This is a genomic window from Rhizobium subbaraonis (assembly GCF_900220975.1).
In the GTDB taxonomy this organism is placed as follows: Bacteria; Pseudomonadota; Alphaproteobacteria; order Rhizobiales; family Rhizobiaceae; genus Mycoplana; species Mycoplana subbaraonis.
Window position 1 is genome coordinate 406029 of sequence record NZ_OBQD01000003.1, and the last position, 20280, is coordinate 426308.

Genomic DNA, 20280 nt, shown 5'->3' on the forward strand with positions numbered 1-20280 from the left:
GATTCGCGACCATATAAGGCCGGAGATCACGAGAAAGTTCTTATGGCGGATTTTGTAGCAGTCATTCGTAGGGCCGTTGATGGCCTCACGGACAATTCTCCGGACATGCGCGTCAAGGTCTATGACAAGGCTCGCGGCGCGGTGCGCAGGCAGCTGGAGGCCATGAATCCCCGTCCGTCGGACGAACTTGTGCAGCGCCAGCTGGACAAGCTCGAAGCCGCGATCTCGGAGGTCGAGAGCGAGCACGCAATCGCCCTGCCAGCGGAGGATCTGGCCGTCGAAGACGATGCGTCGGCGTTCCAGGAGCCTGCTCCGTATGCGCCGCCCGAGCCCGAGCCCGAGGCTCCGCAGGCTGCCGCCGCTTCCTCGGAGGAGCCTGCGCCTGCTGCGACTTATGACGAAACCGTCGAAGCCGCTCCCGCGGAGTTTCCGGCACCTACGCCGGCCGAGACTGGGCCTGCCGAGACTGGCCCTGCCGAGAGTGGCCCCACTGAAACCGGCCCTGCAGAAGAAGTTAATGCCGTTCATCCGGCAGCGGAACCCGAGTTTGCGCGCGAGGCGCCGCCTGCCGCCGTCGAATATGACGAGCCGGTGGAATATGTTCCGCCGACCTCGGCGACCGTCGAGCCAGAACCCGAGCAGGAGCGCTGGCAGGCGGAGACTTCATACGAGCCGGTGCATGAGGCCCCTCCTGCACAACAGGCCGAGCCCGTCGAGGCGCCGCATCAGACTTTCGTCGAGACATCGGCCCATCCTGATGTCGCGGAGGCGCCGTCCGAGGTGCCGGCCTACATCGGTCTCGAACCCGTTCAGGATCCGGCCTACGATCATACCGCGTTCGTCGAGCAGGCGGGCGCTCCTGCCTACCAAGAACCGGCATACGAAGAACCTGCTTACCGGGAAGAGCACGCCGTCGCGCCGGTCAACCGGGCGGAACCGCCGGCAGTCGAGGCGTCCTTCGAAATGCCTGCTGCTGCGGCACCGGGGAACTGGACGGCGGAGCGGTCCGATTCGGGCTTTACGCTTCACGAGTTCCCCTCGCAAACGCCGCCTTCCGAAAATGCTTGGGAAGAGAGCCCGCGCAGCGAGCCGGCGCCTGCTCCCACCGCAGGCGAGGCCAGCGGCGAGTTCGCCAACGACTGGAACTGGCCGGAAGAGACGAAGACCCCGGATCAGGCGAAAAAGCCTGCCGAAAACGCCTGGGGCGATCTCGAGGACCTTATCGGGTATCAGCCGAAGGGGGGCGCGGCAGAGCCGGAGAAGCCTGCTGCCGTCGAGGACACGTTTGACGCTTCAGGCGTTACCGAGGCTGCCGTGCGCAACGGCCAGCGACCTTACCGGGCAGAACCTCGCAAACGCGGCGTCAGCCTTGCCAAGATCGGTGCGCTGGCCGCGGTTCTCGCTGTCGTCGGCGGCGCTGGCGCTGCCTACTGGCTGAACCGGGACGCGGTGGACCAGATGGTTGCCGATCTCACCGCACCTGCCGCCACTGACGATGCACCGGCAAACGGCGCGACGGATGGTTCCGGTACGCCGACGGCAGGCGCGAACGGTGCAGGCCAGCCGGGCGACACCGAAGTTGCCTCTGCGGAGCCGACCAGCAGCAAGTTTACGCAGCGACTGCTGCCGGACGGAACGGAATCCGACGAGGGCCCGGCGCCTGTCGTAGGCCAGGCCTCCTCTGAGGAGGGCAAGTCCGTGGCCGAGCAGTCGACCGAAGTGGCCTCGGCCGAGCCCGGCGCCGCAACGCCGGCGACGGACGGTACCAATGCGGCCGACGACGCTTCCGCGCCTGCTGCTTCTGGAACGGAACCGGCTCCGACGCCTTCGCAGGATGCGGCGCAGACCGCTCCGGCTTCGGCCGGCGGACCGACCGCCAACCCGACGGCGGAACAGGCGCCGCTCGGCGTGACGCAGAAGATGTTCCTCTATGAGGAAAGGCTCGGCCAGTCCGCTCCGACGGCGATCGACGGAACGGTGGTGTGGTCTCAGGCGGAAGAATCACCCGGTGGCGATGCCAAGGCCGAGCCGGTGATCCGTGCGCAGATCAACGCACCTTCCAACGGCCTGACGGCGCAGGTGACGATCCGCCGCAATGCCGACAAGTCGTTGCCGGCAAGCCATTTGGTGGAGATCGTCTTCGCGCTGCCGCCGAACTTCGAGGGCGGCAGCATCGACAGCGTCCAGCGCGTGGCGATGAAGCGCACCGAGCAGGATCGCGGCGACCCGCTGATCGCGGTTCCCGCCAAGATCACGGAAGACTTCCACATGATCGCGCTGAACGATTTTCCGGATGCGATCAGCCGCAACAACGAGCTTTTGAAAAGCCGCGACTGGATCGACATTCCGATCACCTATCGCAACGGCCGTCGCGCGCTGATCACGCTGGAGAAGGGCGCGTCGGGTGCGGAGGTGTTCAACACCGTCATGAACGCCTGGAACGCGCTGGGCCCGGCAGACAGCCAGTAGCGCCCGTCGGGCAGACAAGAAAAACCCCGCATGGCAAGCGCCGTGCGGGGTTCTCTTTTGCGTTAGTGTCGGCTTGCGGATGTCGAGGGGGCTTAAGCCTGTTCGATCACGCGCACGGCCTGTTCGGCAGCGAACTTCTGTACCGCTTCCTGAACCTTCTCGAAGGCGCGGACCTCGATCTGGCGCACGCGTTCGCGGCTGATGTCGAACTCGGTCGATAGCTCTTCCAGCGTCACCGGGTCCTCGGAAAGGCGGCGGGCCTCGAAGATGCGGCGTTCGCGGTCGTTCAGGACGCTCATCGCACGCGCCAGCATGGCGCGGCGGGTTTCCAGTTCGTCCTGTTCGATCAACGTCTCTTCCTGGCTGTCGCGATCGTCGACCAGCCAATCCTGCCACTGGCCGGAATCGCCCTCGCTCGCCTTGATCGGCGCGTTCAGCGAAGCGTCGCCCGACAGGCGGCGGTTCATCGAGACGACTTCTTCCTCGGACACCTGCAGCTTGGTGGCAATCTCGGTGACCTGATCGGGGCGCAGATCGCCGTCGTCGATCGCCTGGATCTTGCCCTTCATGCGACGCAGGTTGAAGAACAGCCGCTTCTGGTTGGCGGTGGTGCCCATCTTCACGAGCGACCAGGAGCGCAGGATATATTCCTGGATCGCCGCCTTGATCCACCACATGGCATAGGTGGCGAGGCGGAAGCCGCGCTCGGGATCGAACTTCTTGACCGCCTGCATGAGGCCGACGTTGCCCTCGGAAATGACTTCGCCGATCGGCAGGCCGTAGCCGCGATAGCCCATGGCGATCTTCGCGACGAGGCGCAGGTGGCTCGTCACAAGCTGATGGGCAGCGTTGCGGTCGTCATGTTCCTGGTAACGCTTGGCCAGCATGTATTCCTGCTGCGGCTCAAGCATCGGAAATTTACGGATTTCGTCGAGATAGCGGTTGAGACCGCCTTCGCCGGCCGTGATGGACGGCAATGTATTTCGGGCCATCGAGCACCCCTTCCTTGAAGCGGCTTCCTTGTCAGGCAAGCCTTGATCGGAGCCCTATCCCGCAATGGTTCTCCGTTTGCGGATCAGGCTCCGGGGCGAGACATGTCGACCCCGCCACGATGATAGATAGGTATGGCGAAACAATGGTTCAAGCGCCGGTGCTTTCACGGGACCGTGAAAACCGGAGGGAGGAGGGCAGCCTTGCGCGACACGGCAATATGTCGTGCCGAAAGCCAGCGTTTTCAAGGGGAACCAGGCTTTGCGGCGGTCAGCCGATCGCCCGAAGGGCATCCAGAAGAGACTCCAGATCGGCCGGGGCGGGCGCCTCGAAATGCATGACCTCGCCGGTCGTCGGATGTTCGAACTGCAGCATGTAGGCGTGCAGTGCCTGCCGGTGGAAGCCGTTGACCACGGCGCGCGCCTGATCGGGCAGGAGGTTGGCCTTGGTGCGGAAGGCGGCGCCATACTCCGGATCGCCGAGCAGCGGGTGGCCGATATGGGCCATGTGGACGCGGATCTGGTGGGTGCGCCCGGTCTCCAGCTGGCATTCCACCAGCGAGGCGAGGCAGGTGGCGTCCGGTTTCTCGCCGTAGCGCTCGATGACCTCGTAATGGGTGATGGCTTCGCGGGCGTCGTCGCTCTCTTCCCGCTTGACTGCGCGCTTCGTGCGGTCGCCGGACCGGCCGAGCGGGGCGTCGATCGTGCCGCGCAACTGGCGCGGCCGGCCCCAAACGACGGCCTGATAGGCGCGCTCCAGCGGCCCGTTGCGGCCGTGGTCGGCGAACTGGGCGGACAGATGCCTGTGTGCGGCGTCATTCTTCGCGGCGACCATGACGCCACTCGTTTCCTTGTCGAGCCGGTGGACGATACCGGGCCGGCGGACGCCGCCGATGCCGGAAAGGCTGGTGCCGCAGTGGTGGATCAGCGCATTGACCAGGGTGCCGGTCCAGTTGCCCGCGCCCGGATGCACGACGAGGCCGGCGGGCTTGACCAGCACGATCAGGTCGTCGTCCTCAAAAAGAACCTCCAGGGGAATGTCCTCGCCCTGCGGTTCGGGATCTTCCGGTTCTGGCAGTTCGATCGCGATCGTATCGCCCGGATGTATCTTGCGCTTCGGCTCGTTCACGGCGGCGCCGTTGACGAGCACGGCGCCCTGTTCGATCAGCGCCTTGATGCGGCTCCGCGAATATTCGCCACCAAGGGTCGCTGCAAGCCACGCGTCAATGCGGCCTGCGGCATCCTCGTCCGCTGTCAGGACTTTCCTTGTGTCGTCGGCTTGTTTAAAGGGGGCGCTCATTCAAAGATTGTCCTGACTGTCGGAGACGCTACCGCCTATGTCGAAGTTTGATGCAGATGAACAGGAAGAAAAGCCGCTTGATCCGGCCATGGAGAATGTCCGGCGCAAGATGGTTCGCCTGCAGCTCGTCTCCGGTGGCATCATGCTCGTCATGTTCATGGCGGTGCTTGCGGCCATTGTCTATAAGGTGACGCGGACGGATGGCAAGCCCGAAAGCCGTATTTCCGCAGGCCTCAGCGTTCCGAGCGATGCGCCCGTCAGCGGTTCAGTAACGCTTCCGGACGGCTTCACCGTGTCGTCGGTATCGCAGTCGGATGGCCAGATCCTGTTCTACGGCACCCTCTCCGACGGTGCCCGCAAGGCGATCCTGTTCGACATCGCCGCCGGACGCGTCATCGCCGATATCGACGTTAGCGGCCGGTAACGGGGCAGTGGCCGGCGCAGCGATCCGTATCACCGAGAGCGACGATCCCCGCATCGCGGCGTTCCGCTCGATCCGCGAGCGCGATCTCGTCGGGCGGGAGGGCCGCTTCGTCGCCGAGGGAACCGTGGTGCTGCGGATGCTGGCGCAGGCGCATACCCGGGGTGGGGGATTTCGCGCGGAAGCGATCCTGATCCTTGAGAACAGGCTCGCAGGGCTCGCCGCCATCCTGGCGGATATTCCGGCCGACGTCCCGGGCTATGTCGCGGACAAGACGATCTTCAACGGGATCGCCGGATTCGACATGCATCGCGGCGTCGTTGCGATCGGACGCCGGGAGGAGCCGCCTTCGGTCGCGGGGCTGATCGCCTCGCTGCCGGCCGACAGTCTCGTGCTTGCCGCTTGCGGCATTTCCAACCATGACAACATGGGTGCCCTGTTCCGCAACGCCGCAGCCTTCGGTGTCGACGCCTTCCTGCTCGACGAAACCTGCTGCGATCCGCTCTACAGGAAGGCGATCCGGGTCTCGGTCGGCTCAGTGCTGAGCCTGCCCTATGCGCAGGGCGAGGGAGCGCGGGAGTTGCTGCAGTCCCTCACCGAGACCGGATTTGCGATATGGGCGCTTTCGCCGCGCGGCGAGACAGCCGTTGGGCAGATTGCCCCGAGCGCACGGCTGGCGCTGGTTGCGGGCACGGAAGGCGAAGGGTTGCCCGATGCGATCCTGTCGCAGTTTCATACCGCAAGGGTGCCGCAGGCGCCCGGCCTGGACAGCCTCAACGTCGCCACAGCCTGCGGCATCGCGCTCTATCAGATGGCCCTGTCAAAGGGGCGGATCGGCTGAGAGGGGCTGACGGGGGCGGTTTATCCCCGCGGCGGAAGCATATCCTTGGCGCGGCTGGCGAGGCTCAGCCTGCCCGTTCCGTTTGCCGGAGGTGCCTGGTCCAGCAGGCCGCGGATCGGCGAGGCGTCGCCCTCGTGCGCATCGGTCAGGACAATCATCTTGGCCGCAACGACTGCCATCTCCTCGCGCAGTGCCGCATCGGTTGCCGCAGACGGCGCCTCTGAAAGGCGCTGGGTGATTGCGGCACTGCGGTCGCGTACGTCGGCTTCCAGGGACAGCAGGTCCAGAACGTTTTCGCCGTTTCCAGACGCCGTTTCGCGGCCGTGTTCGATGAGAGGGATTTCGGCAGGGGCGGCGAGGAGAGGCTTCATTTCCGGTGTGCGTGCAATGCGGGCCTGGGGCCTGATGTCGGGACTGGGGTTTTTCAGCTTTTCGCGCAGCCTTCCGATTTCGGCAACGGGGCGTTCCAATGCTGCGTCCGTGCCGGCGCTCTGGTTCTGCTCGCGGGCAAGCTTGGTTTCGAGTTGTCGGGCCCTGTTTTCCTCGCGCGAGAGCTTGAGGCTGGTTTCCTTCAGGCTCGCTTGGGCGGCGCGCAGGCCCTCGACCAGCTTGTCGCGCTCGTGGCGCAGGGCCAGCAGCCGGCTTCCGAGGTTCTCGATCTCGGTGTCCTTCGCGGCAAGGGCGATCATATGGTCGTTCAGGTCGCTCTGGACGAGGTCGCGATTGGCGTTGAGGATCTCTATCTCGCGCTTTTTGTGCAGGATTTCCCGGTCGGCTGCGTCAAGCTGGGCTTTCAACTGCGCGAATTTCTGCTCATCCAGGCGGAGCGACGAGCGCAGGTCGCCGGCGTCGACGTTCATGTCCTCGATGTGCGCCTTTAGGTCGGCATTGTCGGCGGCCAGCCGGCTGACGTCGCGCTTCAGCGCCTCGTTCTGCACGGCAAGGCGCGTGCCCTTTTCCCGTTCACGAACCAGGCTTTGCGAAACCCGGGCGTTCTCCGCCGCAAATGCGGCACGGGCCATGTCGGTCTGGGCGCGGACTTCCTGCGGGCTCAGCGGGGTTGTCGCCTTCATCCGGTTCTCGGTGTAGGCGACGATGCGGCGCTGGATCGCAGGCGCGACGAGCAACCCGACCAGCGTGGCTGCCAGGAAGCCGAGGGCGAATAGCAGGGCATATTCAATCACGACGCTGCAGATCCCGTTCTTCGGTCATTCCCGTGACTTTGGGCCACTATAGCCGACGCAGCCCCGTTGCACAGAGGCTGCGCGAGCAATTTCGGTTACGGTGGTAAACTGCACTCAGAACGGATTCCAGGTGGGGTTACGGGTTAGCTTCAGATAGCCGGCATTGACGCCGAGCCGTGCACCGAGGCCGGTGCGGATCGGTACGATGACCATGTTCTGCTCGGTCAGCACCGTCATGCCGACGCCGGCGACCACATAGGCCGCGCCCGAGACGCCGGCAAACCGCGTGTAAAGCGCGTTCACGTCGGGGAGGTTGTAGACGAGCATCATGGTGCGGCTGCCCTGTCCACCCCAGTCGAGGCCGAGGGACGGGCCCTGCCAGAACACCGGATGGCTGCCGGCGTTCTTGGTGTTCATCTCGCCTTCGCCATAGGTCAGGCCGGCGACGAAGGCGCCCGAGCCTTCCTGGCCGAGAATGTAGCCGTTCGGCAGACCATAGGACTCGAAGGCGCGCTCGACGACCTTGGCAAGGCCCCCGGTGGTTGAGCCGAAGAAGCTGTGGCCGGCATCGACGATCTCCTGCACGCTATAGGTCGAGCCGCCGGTGCCCTGGGCATGGGAGGCGGCCGGCATTGCGAGGGCCATCATCGCGCCGATTGCGGAAAGCAGCGCCGAGCGCCGGGTCAAATTCGAAACACGCATGTTTATTCCCTCGTCGTGGTTCGGGACATCGTCATGACTGTCAATTTGACCGGATCGTGTTAACAATCGGTTTACCAAATGTGGTGTCTTTATGGCTGACTTCTAATTGAAACTGCTTCGCGTTATTTTCGCGTGTTAAGTGTCGATTGGGACTGTGCGCAAAGCCCGCCGGTTGCAAACGGAGCCTTGGCGGCTGCCGGCATTTTGGAGACCTTCATGGCAAAGAATCCGAACCTCACTCTGAGCGGTCCAGACCTGGCGGCGCTGCTGTGCAGCCGCGTGTGCCACGACGTCATTTCGCCCGTCGGTGCGATCAACAACGGTCTGGAACTGCTCGACGAGGGCGGGGCAGACGAAGATGCGATGGAGTTGATCCGCACAAGCGCACTGAACGCTTCGGTGCGGTTGAAGTTCGCGCGCCTTGCGTTCGGCGCCTCCGGTTCGGTCGGGGCGTCGATCGATACCGGAGAAGCCGAGAAGGCCGCCCGCGACTTTGCAGCAGCGGAGAAGAAGACCGAAATCACCTGGAGCGGGCCGCGCGCCATCATTGCCAAGAACCGCGTGAAGCTGCTTCTCAACCTGTTCCTTGTCGCCTATGGCGCGATCCCGCGCGGCGGCTCGATCGACGTGACGCTCGAGCGCCCGGAACTCGACGCCGAGTTCCGCCTGACCGCCAAGGGGCGCATGCTGCGCGTGCCGCCGAAGTTCAACGAGATGCTTTCGGGCCAGCTGGAAGAAGCCGTCGACGCCCATAGCATCCAGCCCTACTACACGGTACTTCTGGCAGATGAAGCCGGGATGCAACTCGACATCGTCTCCTCGCCCGAGGAGATCACCTTCGTGGCGAAGGTCGTCGCCGGCTGAGGGAGCGGCCCGGCGGCCATGCTGCGCCGGGCGGTAACCTTTTATTTGCCAGATACCGCTACACTTAGTTCATGATTGACCGCTCCCGCGAGCGGGGAAGTGGAGCAGGCGATGCGGCGCATCATGATTGCGGACGGCTCGGACGTCGTCCGCAAGGTCGGAAAACGAATCCTCTCAGGCCTGGATTACCTTGTGCTCGAAGCGTCGAACTCGCTTGAGGCGCTGGTGCGCTGCGAGGCCGAACTGCCAAACGTCGTCATCGTCGATTCCACCATGGACGGCGCGCTGGAGCTGATCGGCAATATCCGCATGCTGCCCAAGGGCGAGACGGTGCGCATCTTCTACTGCGTCGTCGAGGCCGATCTGAAGAAGATGATGATGGGCAAGCGGGCAGGGGCCGACGATTTCCTGCTGAAGCCGTTCGACCGCAAGATCCTGACGAGCGTCTTCGCCAATCTCTCCATCGCAGCCTGACCGCTCCGGTCGGTTCTCTGGAAATCCTGAACGCGGTAGCGGATCTCGCTGCCGCGTTTTGCATGTTGCCACCATGGGCTCCGGAGCAACCGATGCGATGAATTCCGGACCGGCTCCCGGGTGGCAAAAAACCCGCCTTCGACAGGCGGGTTCTGTATTCTGCGGGTGGTTGTGAGCGCGATCAGGCGCTTTCGAGATAGTCGCCGTCGGGCTCGCGCAGCACGTAGCCACGGCCCCATACGGTCTCGATGTAATTGGCGCCGCCGGCGGCGTTCGCGAGTTTCTTGCGCAGCTTGCAGATGAAGACGTCGATGATCTTCAGCTCCGGCTCGTCCATGCCGCCATAAAGGTGGTTGAGGAACATTTCCTTGGTCAGCGTGGTGCCCTTGCGCAGCGAGAGCAGCTCGAGCATCTGGTATTCCTTGCCGGTCAGGTGAACCCGCTGGCCGCCGACCTCGACGGTCTTCGCGTCGAGATTGACGATGAGTTCGCCGGTGGAGATGACCGATTGCGCATGGCCCTTGGAGCGGCGGACGATGGCGTGAATGCGGGCCACCAGTTCGTCCTTGTGGAAGGGCTTGGTCATATAGTCGTCGGCGCCGAAGCCGAGGCCGCGTACCTTGTCCTCGATGCCGGCCATGCCGGAGAGGATCAGGATCGGAGTCTTGACCTTGGCCAGGCGCAGCGTGCGCAGAACCTCGTAACCGGACATGTCCGGGAGGTTCAGGTCCAGCAGGATGATGTCGTAGTCGTAGAGCTTGCCGAGATCGACGCCCTCTTCGCCCAGATCAGTCGTGTAGACATTGAAACTTTCGGATTTGAGCATCAACTCGATGCTCTGCGCTGTCGCGCTATCGTCCTCAATGAGTAGTACCCGCATCTATGTCCCCTTTTCCGCCGCTCAAGGTGTCCTGGCCCCTCTACACGATACGGATCCAGTCGTTGCCTGATTTGAGGCTGCCACCGAATGGTTAACAAATTCTGATTCACTCTGGCAAGATGTATCGAAATTGTTAAATAATTTTAGCAGCTCCCTGAATTTATGAAGAAATTTGAAAGCACACACCTCACCCACATTGTGAGGAAATTGCGCTAACCGACTCTTTCGACTCGTGATTACAAGGCATGCGGCATTTTGGGTTTTGCATTTACCGACCCTTAAATCATGCGACCTATGATTAACGATGCCCGTAAACGAAAGGTTACCAGCGGTAGGGTTTCGTTAATATCGGCAGATTTTTTTGCCGGTTCCGGTCCAACCGGTTCGTTGGTCGGGTGAAAATGTCGGTCTGCTTCGTTCTGTTACCAAGCGAAGCATGCCTTAAGCTTGTTGGTTGGACGTTTTGCGCGCCTGCGCCGACCGTCCGCCAAGTGCCGGGGTCTCGCTATCCACGGGAGTATTGCGTATGAAGTCACGTGAGAGCCTAGTTCGCCTGAAGGAATTTCAGGTGAAGGAAAAAAGGCGACAGCTGAACCAGTTGCAGATGATGATGTCCGAATTCGAGCGGATGTCGAAGGAACTGGAAAGCCAGATCGCTATCGAAGAAAAAAGGTCCGGCATCTCGGACCCGAGTCATTTTGCCTATCCGACCTTTGCCAAGGCCGCACGCCAGCGTGCCGACAACCTGCTGGTTTCCATCCGGGAACTGAAGGTGCAGCAGGACGCCGCCGAACTGGCGCTCGAAGAGGCGGAGGCAGATTTTGCCAAGGCATCCGCGCTGGAGGAGCGTGACAACGCGGTGCGCATCCGCGCCTGACGCCGATACGACCTGTCTGCTCCGGCCATCAGGCCGGCTCATGCCGATGACGCGCATTGCGGCATTGACATTGCGCGCGGGCATCAGGAAGAACCCTCATGACCGAACGAGTTTGCGGTCCTGAGGGTTCTTCTCGTTTGTCACAGAGGTTCGACGGATCAGAGGGTTACCACATCGCTCCATTCCGGATGCCGCGTCGCCTGGGCGCGGAAGAACGGGCAAAGCGGCATGATCTTCCAGCCTCCGGCGCGCGCCTGTTCGACGGCGTGCAGGGCGAGGGCTTGACCGACGCCGCGGCCGCGCAGCGCGTCGGGAACGCCGGTGTGGTCTATGATGACCAATTGCGGCGAGGTGCGGGAATAGGTCATTTCCGCCTCATGGCCGTCGACGGTGACGGCGTAGCGCCCGTGTGAACCGTTTTCCGTGCTGCGAATCTCCATCGCGTGCATTCTCCCTGTCTGTTTCTCGCCATCGATCAGGGGGACGTAGGGGCGCGGCCCGCCTCCGCATAGTCCCGCGCAAGAAAAAATGCATCCCGCATGGGCCCGGGCGCCGCGGGAGGGCTTGCTGATGCTGCAACGGTCATGGCGCAATGTTATGCATGGCGGAAAATTCGCGCGAGGCAATCGATGACGCTGATCGTACCCGTCCTGCTCATTCTCTCGACGTTGTCGCTGGCGTTCGGCATCGTTCTGCCGCTGGTGCTGTTCGAGAAGCTCTACTTTTTCAGCGAGACGCCGTCGCTCCTCGGCATCATCGCCTATCTCTGGGCGGAGGAGAACCGGGCTCTGGCCGCGATCGTCGGGCTGCTGTCGATCGTCTTTCCGGTGGTCAAGCTGATCGCGATCGCCTTCGAGGCGACGGTGCCGGTCGAAGGGGGAGCGCACGAGCGGCTGTTTGCTAGGCTTCTGCCGCTGCTGGCGCGGTGGTCGATGGTGGACGTCATGCTGGTCGCGCTCGTCATCTTCGCAGCAAAGACGAGCGGCGTTGCGGAAGCCTTCACGCAGCCGGGGCTGTGGTTCTATGCCGCCTCGGCGGTCATGACGGGGCTGCTGCAAATGCGACTGCGGCCGCAACGAGTGCGGCCGCAGTGAAGAAGGGGAGGGTGCAAGGCGGCCAGTGCCTGACTAGTGCCTGTACTGCTGGATGCGCGTGGTGCGCAGACCCGCCAGACCGTGATCGTTGATGGAAGACTGCCAGGAAAGGAATTCCTCGACCGTCAGCGTATAACGCTCGCAGGCTTCCTCGAGGCTCAGCAGGCCACCGCGTACGGCGGCCACCACTTCAGCCTTCCTGCGGATCACCCAGCGCCGCGTATTGGCGGGCGGCAGATCGGCGATCGTCAAGGGGCTGCCATCGGGGCCGATGACATACTTAACGCGGGGTCGTATCATTTCGGTCATAGGACTCTCTACTACACACAAGACCATATGATCGGACTGTAGTTTGCCACATTTAAAATTTGCCTAAGCTAATCGTAACAATTCGCTAACAATTGAAACGATCCGGCGGAACAAGACTGTGGCAATGCATGTGGCCGCTGTAGCCGGGATCCACTCCGCAGCTTGCGGCCCGGGGCGTGCTATACAAGTCTGCACCACGAGAATTCGCTATATCCAGCAAGATGTTGCCTCTGCTACATGCCTTGTGATCAGTGGCCGTGCCGCGCCGGTCGTAGCTGCGTATCGTCGCCGTGCAAGCGTCATGTCTCTTGTCCTTCCGGGGTTTCTGGAGATGCCTTCTTTTCAACATGAGCAACGGTGCAGAGCAGCTTCAGCCGAGCCGGGGCTTGAGGTCCATCGATGACATACGTCGACAATTTATTGATGAACCAGCAGCGTCCGGCCGATTTCCTGAGCGGTCGTTCGCTGGAAGGGGTGCGCACGGAGTATGAGGTGCTGCGCCTCTTTCGCCGCTGTGCCGATCATTTCGGCTTCAGCCACTTTCTTGTCGCCCGGTTTCCGGAGAGCGAACGGCTGGGCTTTGCCGAACGGCTGGTGATCAGCAACTGGCCGACCGAGATGGTGCGCAGCTATGACGGCCTTGGCGTGTTCCATGAAAGCCGCCTCGTCGCGGATGTGGCGCAGACGAAGCGGCCGGTCACAGGCGGTGCGGAACTGTTGGCGCCCCGGCATGCCGCCGACACCGCATCGGGGCTTGCGGAACGCTTCGGCTTTACCACGTCGGTCGCGTTTTTCCTCCACACGACCGCGGCCGAGCCCTTTATCGTCGTCTACTCCGGGAAATCGGCCGAGCCGGACCCGGAAAAGCTGCCTGGCCTCTATTTCACCTCGGTGCAGGTGTTCGAATGCCTGGAGCAGACTTTTGCGCCGCGACCCGCCGCGCGCGAACGCCTGTCGGGCCGAGAGATCGAGTGTCTGCGCTGGGCCGCGGCCGGCAAGAGCGGTGACGAGATCGCCATTATCTTGGGGATATCCGCCTATACCGTCAGCAGCTATTTCAAGTCGGCGACGAAGAAGCTGGACGCGGTCAATCGGATGCAGGCCATAGCCTCGGCCCTGCGGTTGAAGATCATCTAGGCCCATGTCGTAGCCGCAACGATGCCCGCGGTTGCGCGCGGCATTTGCGGGCCGCGTGCAACGGCGCTGTGCAGCGCTCCGGGCGGAAAATCAGCGGCAGGCCTGCTTTCGCAGGCGCGGCGGACGTCGCATATGCGCGCCCGCCTTGCCCAAAAGGGCGCAAGTTTCTATATGTCGGCGACGGGCGTCCGCGCGGCGCCGAGCTGCGCTTGTGTCGTTGCCGCCGCCGCGGCCGCAAATGCCCCGCGCAAGAACCATCGGATGGATGTCGTGAACAGTCTCGATTTTGACAGGAAGCCGGAAGATACACGCGTCGTCGTCGCCATGTCGGGCGGCGTGGACTCGTCCGTCGTCGCCGGCATTCTCAAGCGCGAAGGCTACGATGTGCTCGGCATCACGCTGCAGCTCTACGATCACGGCGCGGCGGTGCATCGCGCCGGTTCCTGCTGTGCGGGTCAGGACATCGAGGACGCGCGCCGCGTTTGCGAGACGCTCGGCATTCCGCATTACGTTCTCGATTACGAAAAGCGTTTCCGCGAGACGGTCATCAATCCCTTTGCAGAAAGCTACATCGCCGGCGAAACGCCGATCCCCTGCGTCGCCTGCAACCAGACGGTCAAGTTTGCCGACCTGCTTGCCACGGCGAAGGAACTGGGGGCCGACGCGCTTGCGACCGGCCACTACATCCGCTCAAGACCCAATCCCGTCCCGGGCGATCCCGGCCGGCGCGCGCTCTACCGCCCGGTGGATGCCGAGCGCGACCAGAGCTATTTCCTGTTCGCCACCACGCAGGAACAGATCGACTACCTGCGCTTTCCCCTCGGCCATCTCAGCAAGGCGGAGGTGCGGGCGCTTGCCGAGGAGATGGGCCTCGTCGTCGCCAAGAAGGCGGACAGCCAGGACATCTGCTTCGTGCCGCAGGGCAAATATTCTGACATCGTTTCCAAGCTGAAGCCGAACGCAGCGCTGGCGGGTGATATCGTGCATATCGACGGGCGCGTGCTCGGACAGCACGAAGGCATCCTGCACTACACAATAGGCCAGCGGCGCGGCATCGGCATCGCCACCGGCGAGCCGCTCTATGTCGTCTATCTCGACGCGCGCTCGCGCCGGGTGATCGTCGGGCCGAAGGAGGCGCTGGACACGCGCCGCCTCTATCTGCGCGACGTGAACTGGCTGGGCGACGGCGATCTCGACACGGTTGCCGCTGCCGGCTTCTCCTGCTTTGCCAAGGTGCGCTCGACCCGCCCGCCGCGGCCGGCGCGGCTCAATGCCGACCAGGGCGGCCTCTACGTCGAACTGGAGGAAGGCGAGGCCGGCGTGGCGCCGGGCCAGGCCTGCGCGCTCTATTCGGGCGAAGGCGAGGACGCGCGCATCTATGGCGGCGGCTTCATCGCCCGCTCCGAGCGCGAATCGTCGGCAGAAGCGGCGCTGAAGCGCGTTCTTTCCATCCCGACGGCTGCCTGAAGAGGAACTATTCACAAGCCTTTGCGCCGCCGTGCATTTTTGCGGGAAACGGCGCTTGACACTGAAGGGAAGGGCACCTTATAAGCCGCCCGTCCCGAACGGAAAACGAACTCAAATTTTCCGTTTCGCCCGGCGGCGGAGTAGCTCAGTAGGTTAGAGCAGAGGAATCATAATCCTTGTGTCGGGGGTTCGAATCCCTCCTCCGCTACCAGCAGCCTCCCCCCATAACCGACGAGGTCGGTTTGGCCGGTGAGCGCAGCGATATAGGTAACGACATCGACCTCATAAGCGCTGTCATCCTTCCCATCGCCCACGACGATATGAGAGACAGCAGCCCGAAACGATGAAAATGCGTCGGGATCGAAGATCGTGCCCTCGTTCTCGATCGTCTGCTTCACGCGCTCAAGCTTCCGAACAAATTGCCGCAGGGCCGCCGGATGAATTTCCACGGCGGGCACGAGCTTCTGCGCGTCCTTCAATTCTTCGCCCAAGCGATCCCGCTCCGCCTGCAATTCCTTGAGCCGTCCCTCGACGCGTTCCATCGGGAGCGTTCCATTGGTGAAGAGCGAGATGAGGCGATCCTGCTCTCCGGTCATCTTGATAAGCCGGCGCTCGATCTCGCCGGCGCGCTTGGCCGCGCCGTCATTTGTCCTGCGCTGCTGGGCGAAAAATCTAGCCAGATATTCTTGCGTTGCTTCGGGCTTCTGCAAGAGGTTGAGCATGCCGTGGATCACGCCGGTCTCGATGCGATCGAGGCGGTAGGATTTCTTGTTGTCGCAAGATCCGCTTTCGGAATAGCGGGAGCAGCGAATGCGGATGGCGCCGCCGTGCACCCCCTTGGAGCCCATGCCCCCGCCGCACTTGCGGCAGCGAAGGAGGCCGGAAAAGATCCGTTTCGGCTTGTTCGCCCGCCGATGATCGCCGTGGGCGATGGACCTATCGGCTTTCCTCTTCTGGACAGCCTCAAAGACATCTCGCGGCACGATCGCAAGGTGCGGGGCTTCCGAAAACTTCCATTCCTCGGGTGGGTTCTCTCTGCTCACACGCTTGCCGGTATCCGGATCGCGGACCATCGTGACGCGGTTCCAAATGATCTGGCCATTGTAGAGCGCGTTTTGCAGGATGCCGTAGGCTCGGCCCTTGTTGCCATTGATGGTGCTCGCATTCCACTTCGAGCCCCGAGGCGGAAGGACGCCGTCCGCATTCAGGCGCCGCGCGATCTCCCGGGGGTTCATCCCGCAGAGATACATTTCGAAGATGCTGCGAATAATGGCGGCCTGCTCTTCATTGATCGTCCGCTCGCCAGGCTTCCCGGGGACGAGATCGTAGCCATAGGCGTTGCCGCCTGCCGTGCGGCCGTCGGCGACGACCCCGGCCATCCCACGCCGGACCTTATGCTTAAGATCGGCAAGGAACATGGTGCCAAGCAGGCCGCGGATGCCGATCTGCATCGCATCGGCGACCCCTTCATGGACGGCGACAATCTCGACACCGCCGAACGACAGCCGCTTGAAGATACCTGCCAGATCTTCCTGATCGCGCGATATGCGATCGAGCGCCTCGACCACGACGACATCAAAATCGCCGTTCCGGGCATCCGCCATGAGTTGCATTATCCCGTCGCGGCCGATCAGCGACGAGCTCGTTTGCGCCCGGTCAGAATAGACGCGGCCAGCGAGCAGGCCGTTTCTCCCCGCATATTCCCGGCAAAGTGCCACCTGATCGTCAATCGATCGATCTTTTTGGAGGTCCGTCGAGTACCGGGCGTAGAAGACCGCTCGCTTTCCTGCGGCTGACTTTCGATTTGTTCGCATGGCTCAGTGCTTTCGTCATTTTCGTTCTTTGCTTCATCGCCCGGAGCTAGGGGCATCTTCACAAGGGCGTCGATGATGTTAAGCAGAACGGGGCAAAGGTCGGAACGTTGTTCTTTCGGGTTCAATGCGGATCTCCGAAAAGGTCGCCCTGGGCCGGGCGGGTATTGATCGCCGCGGCTTTCGCGCTGGCTTTGTCCGCCCAGGCTTGCAGCGTCGCGGCGAAATCGGGTTGGCGGGAGATGCGGGCGCCCGCCTCCCGCTCAAGGACGGCAGCGTAGAATTCGAGGAATTCTTTTTCCTCCGCAGGCGTCCTCTCCTCAACGATCACTGTGCCGTTCGGCAGGATGCGGTTAGCCATCGCCCGAGCCGATCTCGTCGATGTTGCCCATTACGACGCGGAAGGTGTAGGCGACGACCCACGGGTTCGCAGCCCACGAGCCGGGGCCGTTCAGTCGCTTCCATAAGTCACGATACCAATCGGTCGCGGTAGGAAACCACCTCCCGGGGATTGCCGACGCGGCGAGGTCGTCTGCGAAGCGGTTGAACGTCCCGCCGTGCCATACGCCTTCTGCGAAAGCATCCTGCTCGCTGAGGTCCTGCAACCGCTCGACCTTGATGTCGTCGACGAGGAGCGTGATCCGCGATGCCCAGCGGGGCATATGCATCGCCTGCCGGAACTTTCCGGCCCACGCTGGAAGGTTCCCGAGCTCGGGCCAGGCGGACGGGCGCCAGTCGTCGCGGCTGTCCTGATTTGCGATCGAGCCGCCGGCTTCGCCGAATACCGTCATAGTGCGCGGTGACAGATCCCGGGGAGCGGTTCCGTTCCACCGCTGCGCGACGCGCCAAGCCTCGCGAACATAGAGGCGATCCCCGACCGCGATGCGAGGCGAGAAATGATAGTCGACCAAGCCTTTGCTCGCGGGGCGGGTGACAAACTGGTCGTCCGCACCTTTCATCTCGTAGACGGCATGCCCGGCGGCGTCGGTGGCGACCTTCACGAAGTCGAGCACTTTCTCGATGTTGGCGAAGTTGATAACCCGCCGTGTCTGGGTCTTTCGGCCGTCGAGGAGCGCGCGCACCATCGGAGCGGAGAAGAGAATAGGGCGGTCAGCCACGGCGAGCCTCCCGACGAGCTTCGAGGAAAGCCTCAAAAGAGGCGACCTTGAACATGGCGAACGATGTCGAGAAGTGGCACCCCGATGCTGCCGCCCTCCGGCCGAAGACGGTAGCGAGTGCGAGATCGACCGCTAGGCTATCCGCCCCGGTCGAAAGGGCTTCGAAGGCGGTTACGAGGCCGGCCGATTGCTGGCAAAGCTGCTCTTGTCCTTGTGTTAGTTCGCTCATATCCCTGCCGCCCTCTCGATTGCCTGGCGCTTGCATGCGTCCCATGCCTTACCGCGCAGCCGATCAAGCTTCACGGCCTCTAGGCGCTCCGGTGAGCCGCCTTTGTATGCCCAGAAAGGATTGCTCCCGAAAAGCCGACGATAGCGCCGGTCGAGCCTCATCCGACGTCGCTTCAGCGTCTTCGAAACCAGAGGCCAGTGAACAGCGCAGATCCATTCGCTGTAACCCTCGCGATTGTGGCGCGTGCGACGGCAGAACGGCACACAGCAGGCCAGGCGGGCAATCTTCTGCTCGTTGGTCATGGCGTCACCTCCATTCCGGCGCGAACGGGATGTCGTCGTCGAGATCGCGCGAGAAGCTGGATCCGCGGCCTGGGCTGCCGCCGGAGCCGCCGTAGTTGCTCGACCCGCCCGAATTGGCGGAACGGCCGCCAGAGGAAGAGCCGCGGCTGTCGGACTGCCGCCGTTCCCCACCGTTGTCGCCATCGCGCTTGTCGAGCAGCTGGATCGAGCCGTGAAAGGCTTTCACATGGATCTTGGTGGCATACTTGCGCTCGCCATCCTTCTCCCAGCTTTCATATTCGACCATGCCCTCGACATAGACGTGCGACCCTTTGCGGATGAAGTCCTTGGCGATCTTGACTAGTCCTTCCGCGGACACCTTGACCTTGTGCCATTGCGTCTTTTCCTTGCGCTCGCCTGTCGTGCGATCGCGCCATGTTTCGGATGTGGCGAGGCTGAAATCGACCAATTCGCCATGTTGAAAGCGATGATAGTCGGGGTCGGCGCCTACGCGGCCAACGAGAACCACCTTGTTTACGCTGCCAGCCATCGTTCTAGATCCTTACTTCTGCGAGCGCCTCGTCGCGGGCGCGATTGAGTTCGGCCATCGCCTCGTGCGAGCCGGTGGGGGTGTCGGGGTGCCGTTCTTTGGAAAGGCGCCGGAAGGCTTCCTCGATGCTGCTCCGACTGACCGGATTACGGATGCCCTTGTGAAAGGTGTTGAGACCTAGAACGTCTCGCCAATGGCGCCTGTTGGCGCCGGGCGGCAGTGCAAGGAAGCCGGTGAAGGTTGCGCGGACGAGCGCGAGCGTGCCGTGCCTGAGTTCGGTGCGCCTGGCTTCAATGATCAGGTGGATCGCCTGCAAGTTCGCTTCGACGGTCTGGTACCGATCGACCGGGATGCAGACCTGCATTCCGTCCCAGACGAACCAAATCGCGACGCCGGGGTCGTGCGGTCGAACAGCGCCGAGCGTCACGTTCGACGAGATCACGAAGCTCGCGACGGCTTTCCCGCTGTCGCGTCCGAATGCGGTGACCGAGGTCTCCACGTTCTTGAGGGCGCCGGCGAGCGATGTGCGGAACTGGCCCTTTTCCCGCGCCTTCGAGCGAGGGATCGTGTCCGGCCATGCTAGGGGGAAGGCGGCGGTCAATGTGCGCCCTCCCGCCCGTTGAGCCGGCAATTGCCGATGCGGCCGGCGCGCATGGTGCCGTCCGCCTTCCGCGAAAGAACGGTGCGCGCGATCGAAGAGAACTTTGCGCACTCGAAGCCGGAAGGGCCGCCGACCAGAAAGATGCAGGTCTCGGCGCCATCGCCAGGCCGGCAGGGCATGGGATCGGGGATGCGCCCCATGTTTCCGCTGCCAAAGTAGTTCACATCGGGCACGGGTGGCGCGAACGGGTCGGCAATGATGTCGAAGCGGTCGGCGTCAATGGTTGCGATGATCCGGCGGCCGTTCAGCCGAATGAAGGCGTCCTCGGCGTAGGCAAGGACGTTCTGGAAGCCGAAATCGCCATCTTTCCGCGTGAGGAGGATGCCTTCTCCGACGGCCCTCATCGTGATGATGTGTTCCGCGCTTTCGTCGAGAGCGAGGGTGAAGCTATCGCGGGTGTAGGATAGGACCGCCGGGTGGCCCTGCATGATCTGAGCGGCCTCCCAAAAAGGGGGCGAAAGATCGAGGTCACCGGCGGCGCTCGTGACTTTCCAGGGATGGTCCCACCTCAGATATTCCAGGGTTCCGGCAAGTTTGTTGGTCATAGGGATGCGCCTCTTGTTTCGGGGTGCAAGGGGTCGTTTGCCGCGCCGATGTGGCGCGGCAGCGCATTCGAATTCGG

General features: G+C 63.0%; 24 protein-coding genes and 1 tRNA gene. 10 read left to right on the plus strand and 15 right to left on the minus strand.

From position 1 onward, the window contains the following. Positions 1-42 precede the first annotated feature (42 nt). Positions 43-2469: a hypothetical protein gene (locus CRO48_RS06325; RefSeq protein WP_097137376.1), complete on the plus strand. Its 2427-nt coding sequence runs from the start codon at positions 43-45 to the stop codon at positions 2467-2469. A gap of 92 nt (positions 2470-2561) precedes the next feature. Here the strand turns inward: CRO48_RS06325 and rpoH are convergent, their stop codons facing one another. Next, a complete protein-coding gene (gene rpoH / locus CRO48_RS06330; protein ID WP_097137377.1) occupies positions 2562-3461 on the minus strand; it encodes an RNA polymerase sigma factor RpoH in 900 nt (299 codons plus the stop codon). A 268-nt stretch (positions 3462-3729) separates the two neighbouring features. Beyond that, on the minus strand, positions 3730-4758 hold the full coding sequence (locus CRO48_RS06335) for an RluA family pseudouridine synthase (RefSeq protein WP_097137379.1): 1029 nt from the start codon (positions 4756-4758) through the stop codon (positions 3730-3732). A 37-nt stretch (positions 4759-4795) separates the two neighbouring features. Between CRO48_RS06335 and CRO48_RS06340 the strand changes: the two genes are divergently transcribed. Both CRO48_RS06340 and CRO48_RS06345 read left to right on the plus strand, forming a co-directional pair. Further along, entirely contained in the window at positions 4796-5182 is a 387-nt protein-coding gene (locus tag CRO48_RS06340; RefSeq protein ID WP_097137381.1) for a hypothetical protein, read from the plus strand. Between the two features lie 7 nt (positions 5183-5189). Continuing rightward, the gene (locus CRO48_RS06345) at positions 5190-6020 is read left to right on the plus strand and encodes a TrmH family RNA methyltransferase (protein WP_245423440.1); all 831 of its coding nucleotides are present in this window, start codon (positions 5190-5192) and stop codon (positions 6018-6020) included. A 20-nt stretch (positions 6021-6040) separates the two neighbouring features. Here the strand turns inward: CRO48_RS06345 and CRO48_RS06350 are convergent, their stop codons facing one another. Together CRO48_RS06350 and CRO48_RS06355 are read right to left on the minus strand one after the other, a co-directional pair. Continuing rightward, on the minus strand, positions 6041-7204 hold the full coding sequence (locus tag CRO48_RS06350) for a coiled-coil domain-containing protein (protein WP_097137385.1): 1164 nt from the start codon (positions 7202-7204) through the stop codon (positions 6041-6043). A gap of 114 nt (positions 7205-7318) precedes the next feature. After that, on the minus strand, positions 7319-7852 hold the full coding sequence (locus CRO48_RS06355) for a DUF1134 domain-containing protein (RefSeq protein ID WP_245423450.1): 534 nt from the start codon (positions 7850-7852) through the stop codon (positions 7319-7321). Positions 7853-8122: 270 nt separating this feature from the next. Here CRO48_RS06355 and chpT point away from each other — a divergent pair, with 270 nt between their 5' ends. Both chpT and CRO48_RS06365 read left to right on the plus strand, forming a co-directional pair. Further along, on the plus strand, positions 8123-8770 hold the full coding sequence (gene chpT / locus CRO48_RS06360) for a histidine phosphotransferase ChpT (protein ID WP_097137526.1): 648 nt from the start codon (positions 8123-8125) through the stop codon (positions 8768-8770). Between the two features lie 111 nt (positions 8771-8881). Then, entirely contained in the window at positions 8882-9244 is a 363-nt protein-coding gene (locus tag CRO48_RS06365) for a response regulator (RefSeq protein WP_097137388.1), read from the plus strand. 181 nt (positions 9245-9425) lie between these two features. Here the strand turns inward: CRO48_RS06365 and ctrA are convergent, their stop codons facing one another. Next, on the minus strand, positions 9426-10124 hold the full coding sequence (gene ctrA, locus CRO48_RS06370; RefSeq protein WP_097137390.1) for a response regulator transcription factor CtrA: 699 nt from the start codon (positions 10122-10124) through the stop codon (positions 9426-9428). A 526-nt stretch (positions 10125-10650) separates the two neighbouring features. On the opposite strand from ctrA, the gene CRO48_RS06375 reads away from it, so the two are divergent. Then, complete coding sequence (locus CRO48_RS06375) at positions 10651-11001, plus strand: flagellar export protein FliJ (RefSeq protein ID WP_097137392.1); 351 nt, start codon at positions 10651-10653, stop codon at positions 10999-11001. 158 nt (positions 11002-11159) lie between these two features. Here CRO48_RS06375 and CRO48_RS06380 read toward each other — a convergent pair whose 3' ends face one another. Next, complete coding sequence (locus CRO48_RS06380; RefSeq protein ID WP_097137394.1) at positions 11160-11441, minus strand: GNAT family N-acetyltransferase; 282 nt, start codon at positions 11439-11441, stop codon at positions 11160-11162. Positions 11442-11630: 189 nt separating this feature from the next. On the opposite strand from CRO48_RS06380, the gene CRO48_RS06385 reads away from it, so the two are divergent. Further along, on the plus strand, positions 11631-12095 hold the full coding sequence (locus tag CRO48_RS06385) for a paraquat-inducible protein A (protein WP_097137396.1): 465 nt from the start codon (positions 11631-11633) through the stop codon (positions 12093-12095). Between the two features lie 33 nt (positions 12096-12128). On the opposite strand, the gene sciP is transcribed toward CRO48_RS06385, so the two are convergent. After that, the gene (gene sciP / locus CRO48_RS06390) at positions 12129-12404 is read right to left on the minus strand and encodes a CtrA inhibitor SciP (RefSeq protein WP_018327815.1); all 276 of its coding nucleotides are present in this window, start codon (positions 12402-12404) and stop codon (positions 12129-12131) included. A gap of 399 nt (positions 12405-12803) precedes the next feature. On the opposite strand from sciP, the gene CRO48_RS06395 reads away from it, so the two are divergent. From CRO48_RS06395 to CRO48_RS06405, 3 genes are all read left to right on the plus strand, one after another. After that, positions 12804-13541 (plus strand): helix-turn-helix transcriptional regulator, encoded by a 738-nt coding sequence (locus CRO48_RS06395; protein ID WP_097137398.1) that lies wholly within the window; start codon positions 12804-12806, stop codon positions 13539-13541. Between the two features lie 261 nt (positions 13542-13802). After that, positions 13803-15008: a tRNA 2-thiouridine(34) synthase MnmA gene (gene mnmA / locus CRO48_RS06400; RefSeq protein WP_176526669.1), complete on the plus strand. Its 1206-nt coding sequence runs from the start codon at positions 13803-13805 to the stop codon at positions 15006-15008. Between the two features lie 134 nt (positions 15009-15142). Then, a tRNA-Met gene (locus CRO48_RS06405) sits at positions 15143-15219 on the plus strand. On the opposite strand, the gene CRO48_RS33445 is transcribed toward CRO48_RS06405, so the two are convergent. From CRO48_RS33445 to CRO48_RS06450, 8 genes are all read right to left on the minus strand, one after another. Continuing rightward, the gene (locus CRO48_RS33445; protein WP_407071896.1) at positions 15176-16822 is read right to left on the minus strand and encodes a recombinase family protein; all 1647 of its coding nucleotides are present in this window, start codon (positions 16820-16822) and stop codon (positions 15176-15178) included. The two genes, CRO48_RS06405 and CRO48_RS33445, sit on opposite strands and share 44 nt — an antisense overlap. A gap of 121 nt (positions 16823-16943) precedes the next feature. Then, on the minus strand, positions 16944-17180 hold the full coding sequence (locus tag CRO48_RS06420; protein ID WP_097137401.1) for a hypothetical protein: 237 nt from the start codon (positions 17178-17180) through the stop codon (positions 16944-16946). Further along, the gene (locus CRO48_RS06425; protein ID WP_097137403.1) at positions 17173-17937 is read right to left on the minus strand and encodes a hypothetical protein; all 765 of its coding nucleotides are present in this window, start codon (positions 17935-17937) and stop codon (positions 17173-17175) included. Before CRO48_RS06425 ends, CRO48_RS06420 begins: the two co-directional genes overlap by 8 nt. Beyond that, positions 17930-18166, minus strand: a complete 237-nt coding sequence (locus tag CRO48_RS06430; protein ID WP_097137405.1) for a hypothetical protein — start codon at positions 18164-18166, stop codon at positions 17930-17932. Before CRO48_RS06430 ends, CRO48_RS06425 begins: the two co-directional genes overlap by 8 nt. Further along, positions 18163-18468 (minus strand): hypothetical protein, encoded by a 306-nt coding sequence (locus CRO48_RS06435; RefSeq protein WP_097137407.1) that lies wholly within the window; start codon positions 18466-18468, stop codon positions 18163-18165. Before CRO48_RS06435 ends, CRO48_RS06430 begins: the two co-directional genes overlap by 4 nt. Before the next feature lie 4 nt (positions 18469-18472). Continuing rightward, complete coding sequence (ssb, locus tag CRO48_RS06440; RefSeq protein ID WP_097137409.1) at positions 18473-18997, minus strand: single-stranded DNA-binding protein; 525 nt, start codon at positions 18995-18997, stop codon at positions 18473-18475. Positions 18998-19001: 4 nt separating this feature from the next. Then, positions 19002-19598, minus strand: a complete 597-nt coding sequence (locus CRO48_RS06445) for a molecular chaperone DnaJ (RefSeq protein ID WP_097137411.1) — start codon at positions 19596-19598, stop codon at positions 19002-19004. Beyond that, the gene (locus tag CRO48_RS06450; RefSeq protein WP_097137413.1) at positions 19595-20203 is read right to left on the minus strand and encodes a hypothetical protein; all 609 of its coding nucleotides are present in this window, start codon (positions 20201-20203) and stop codon (positions 19595-19597) included. The genes CRO48_RS06445 and CRO48_RS06450 overlap by 4 nt, the downstream gene beginning before the upstream one ends. Positions 20204-20280 lie beyond the last annotated feature (77 nt).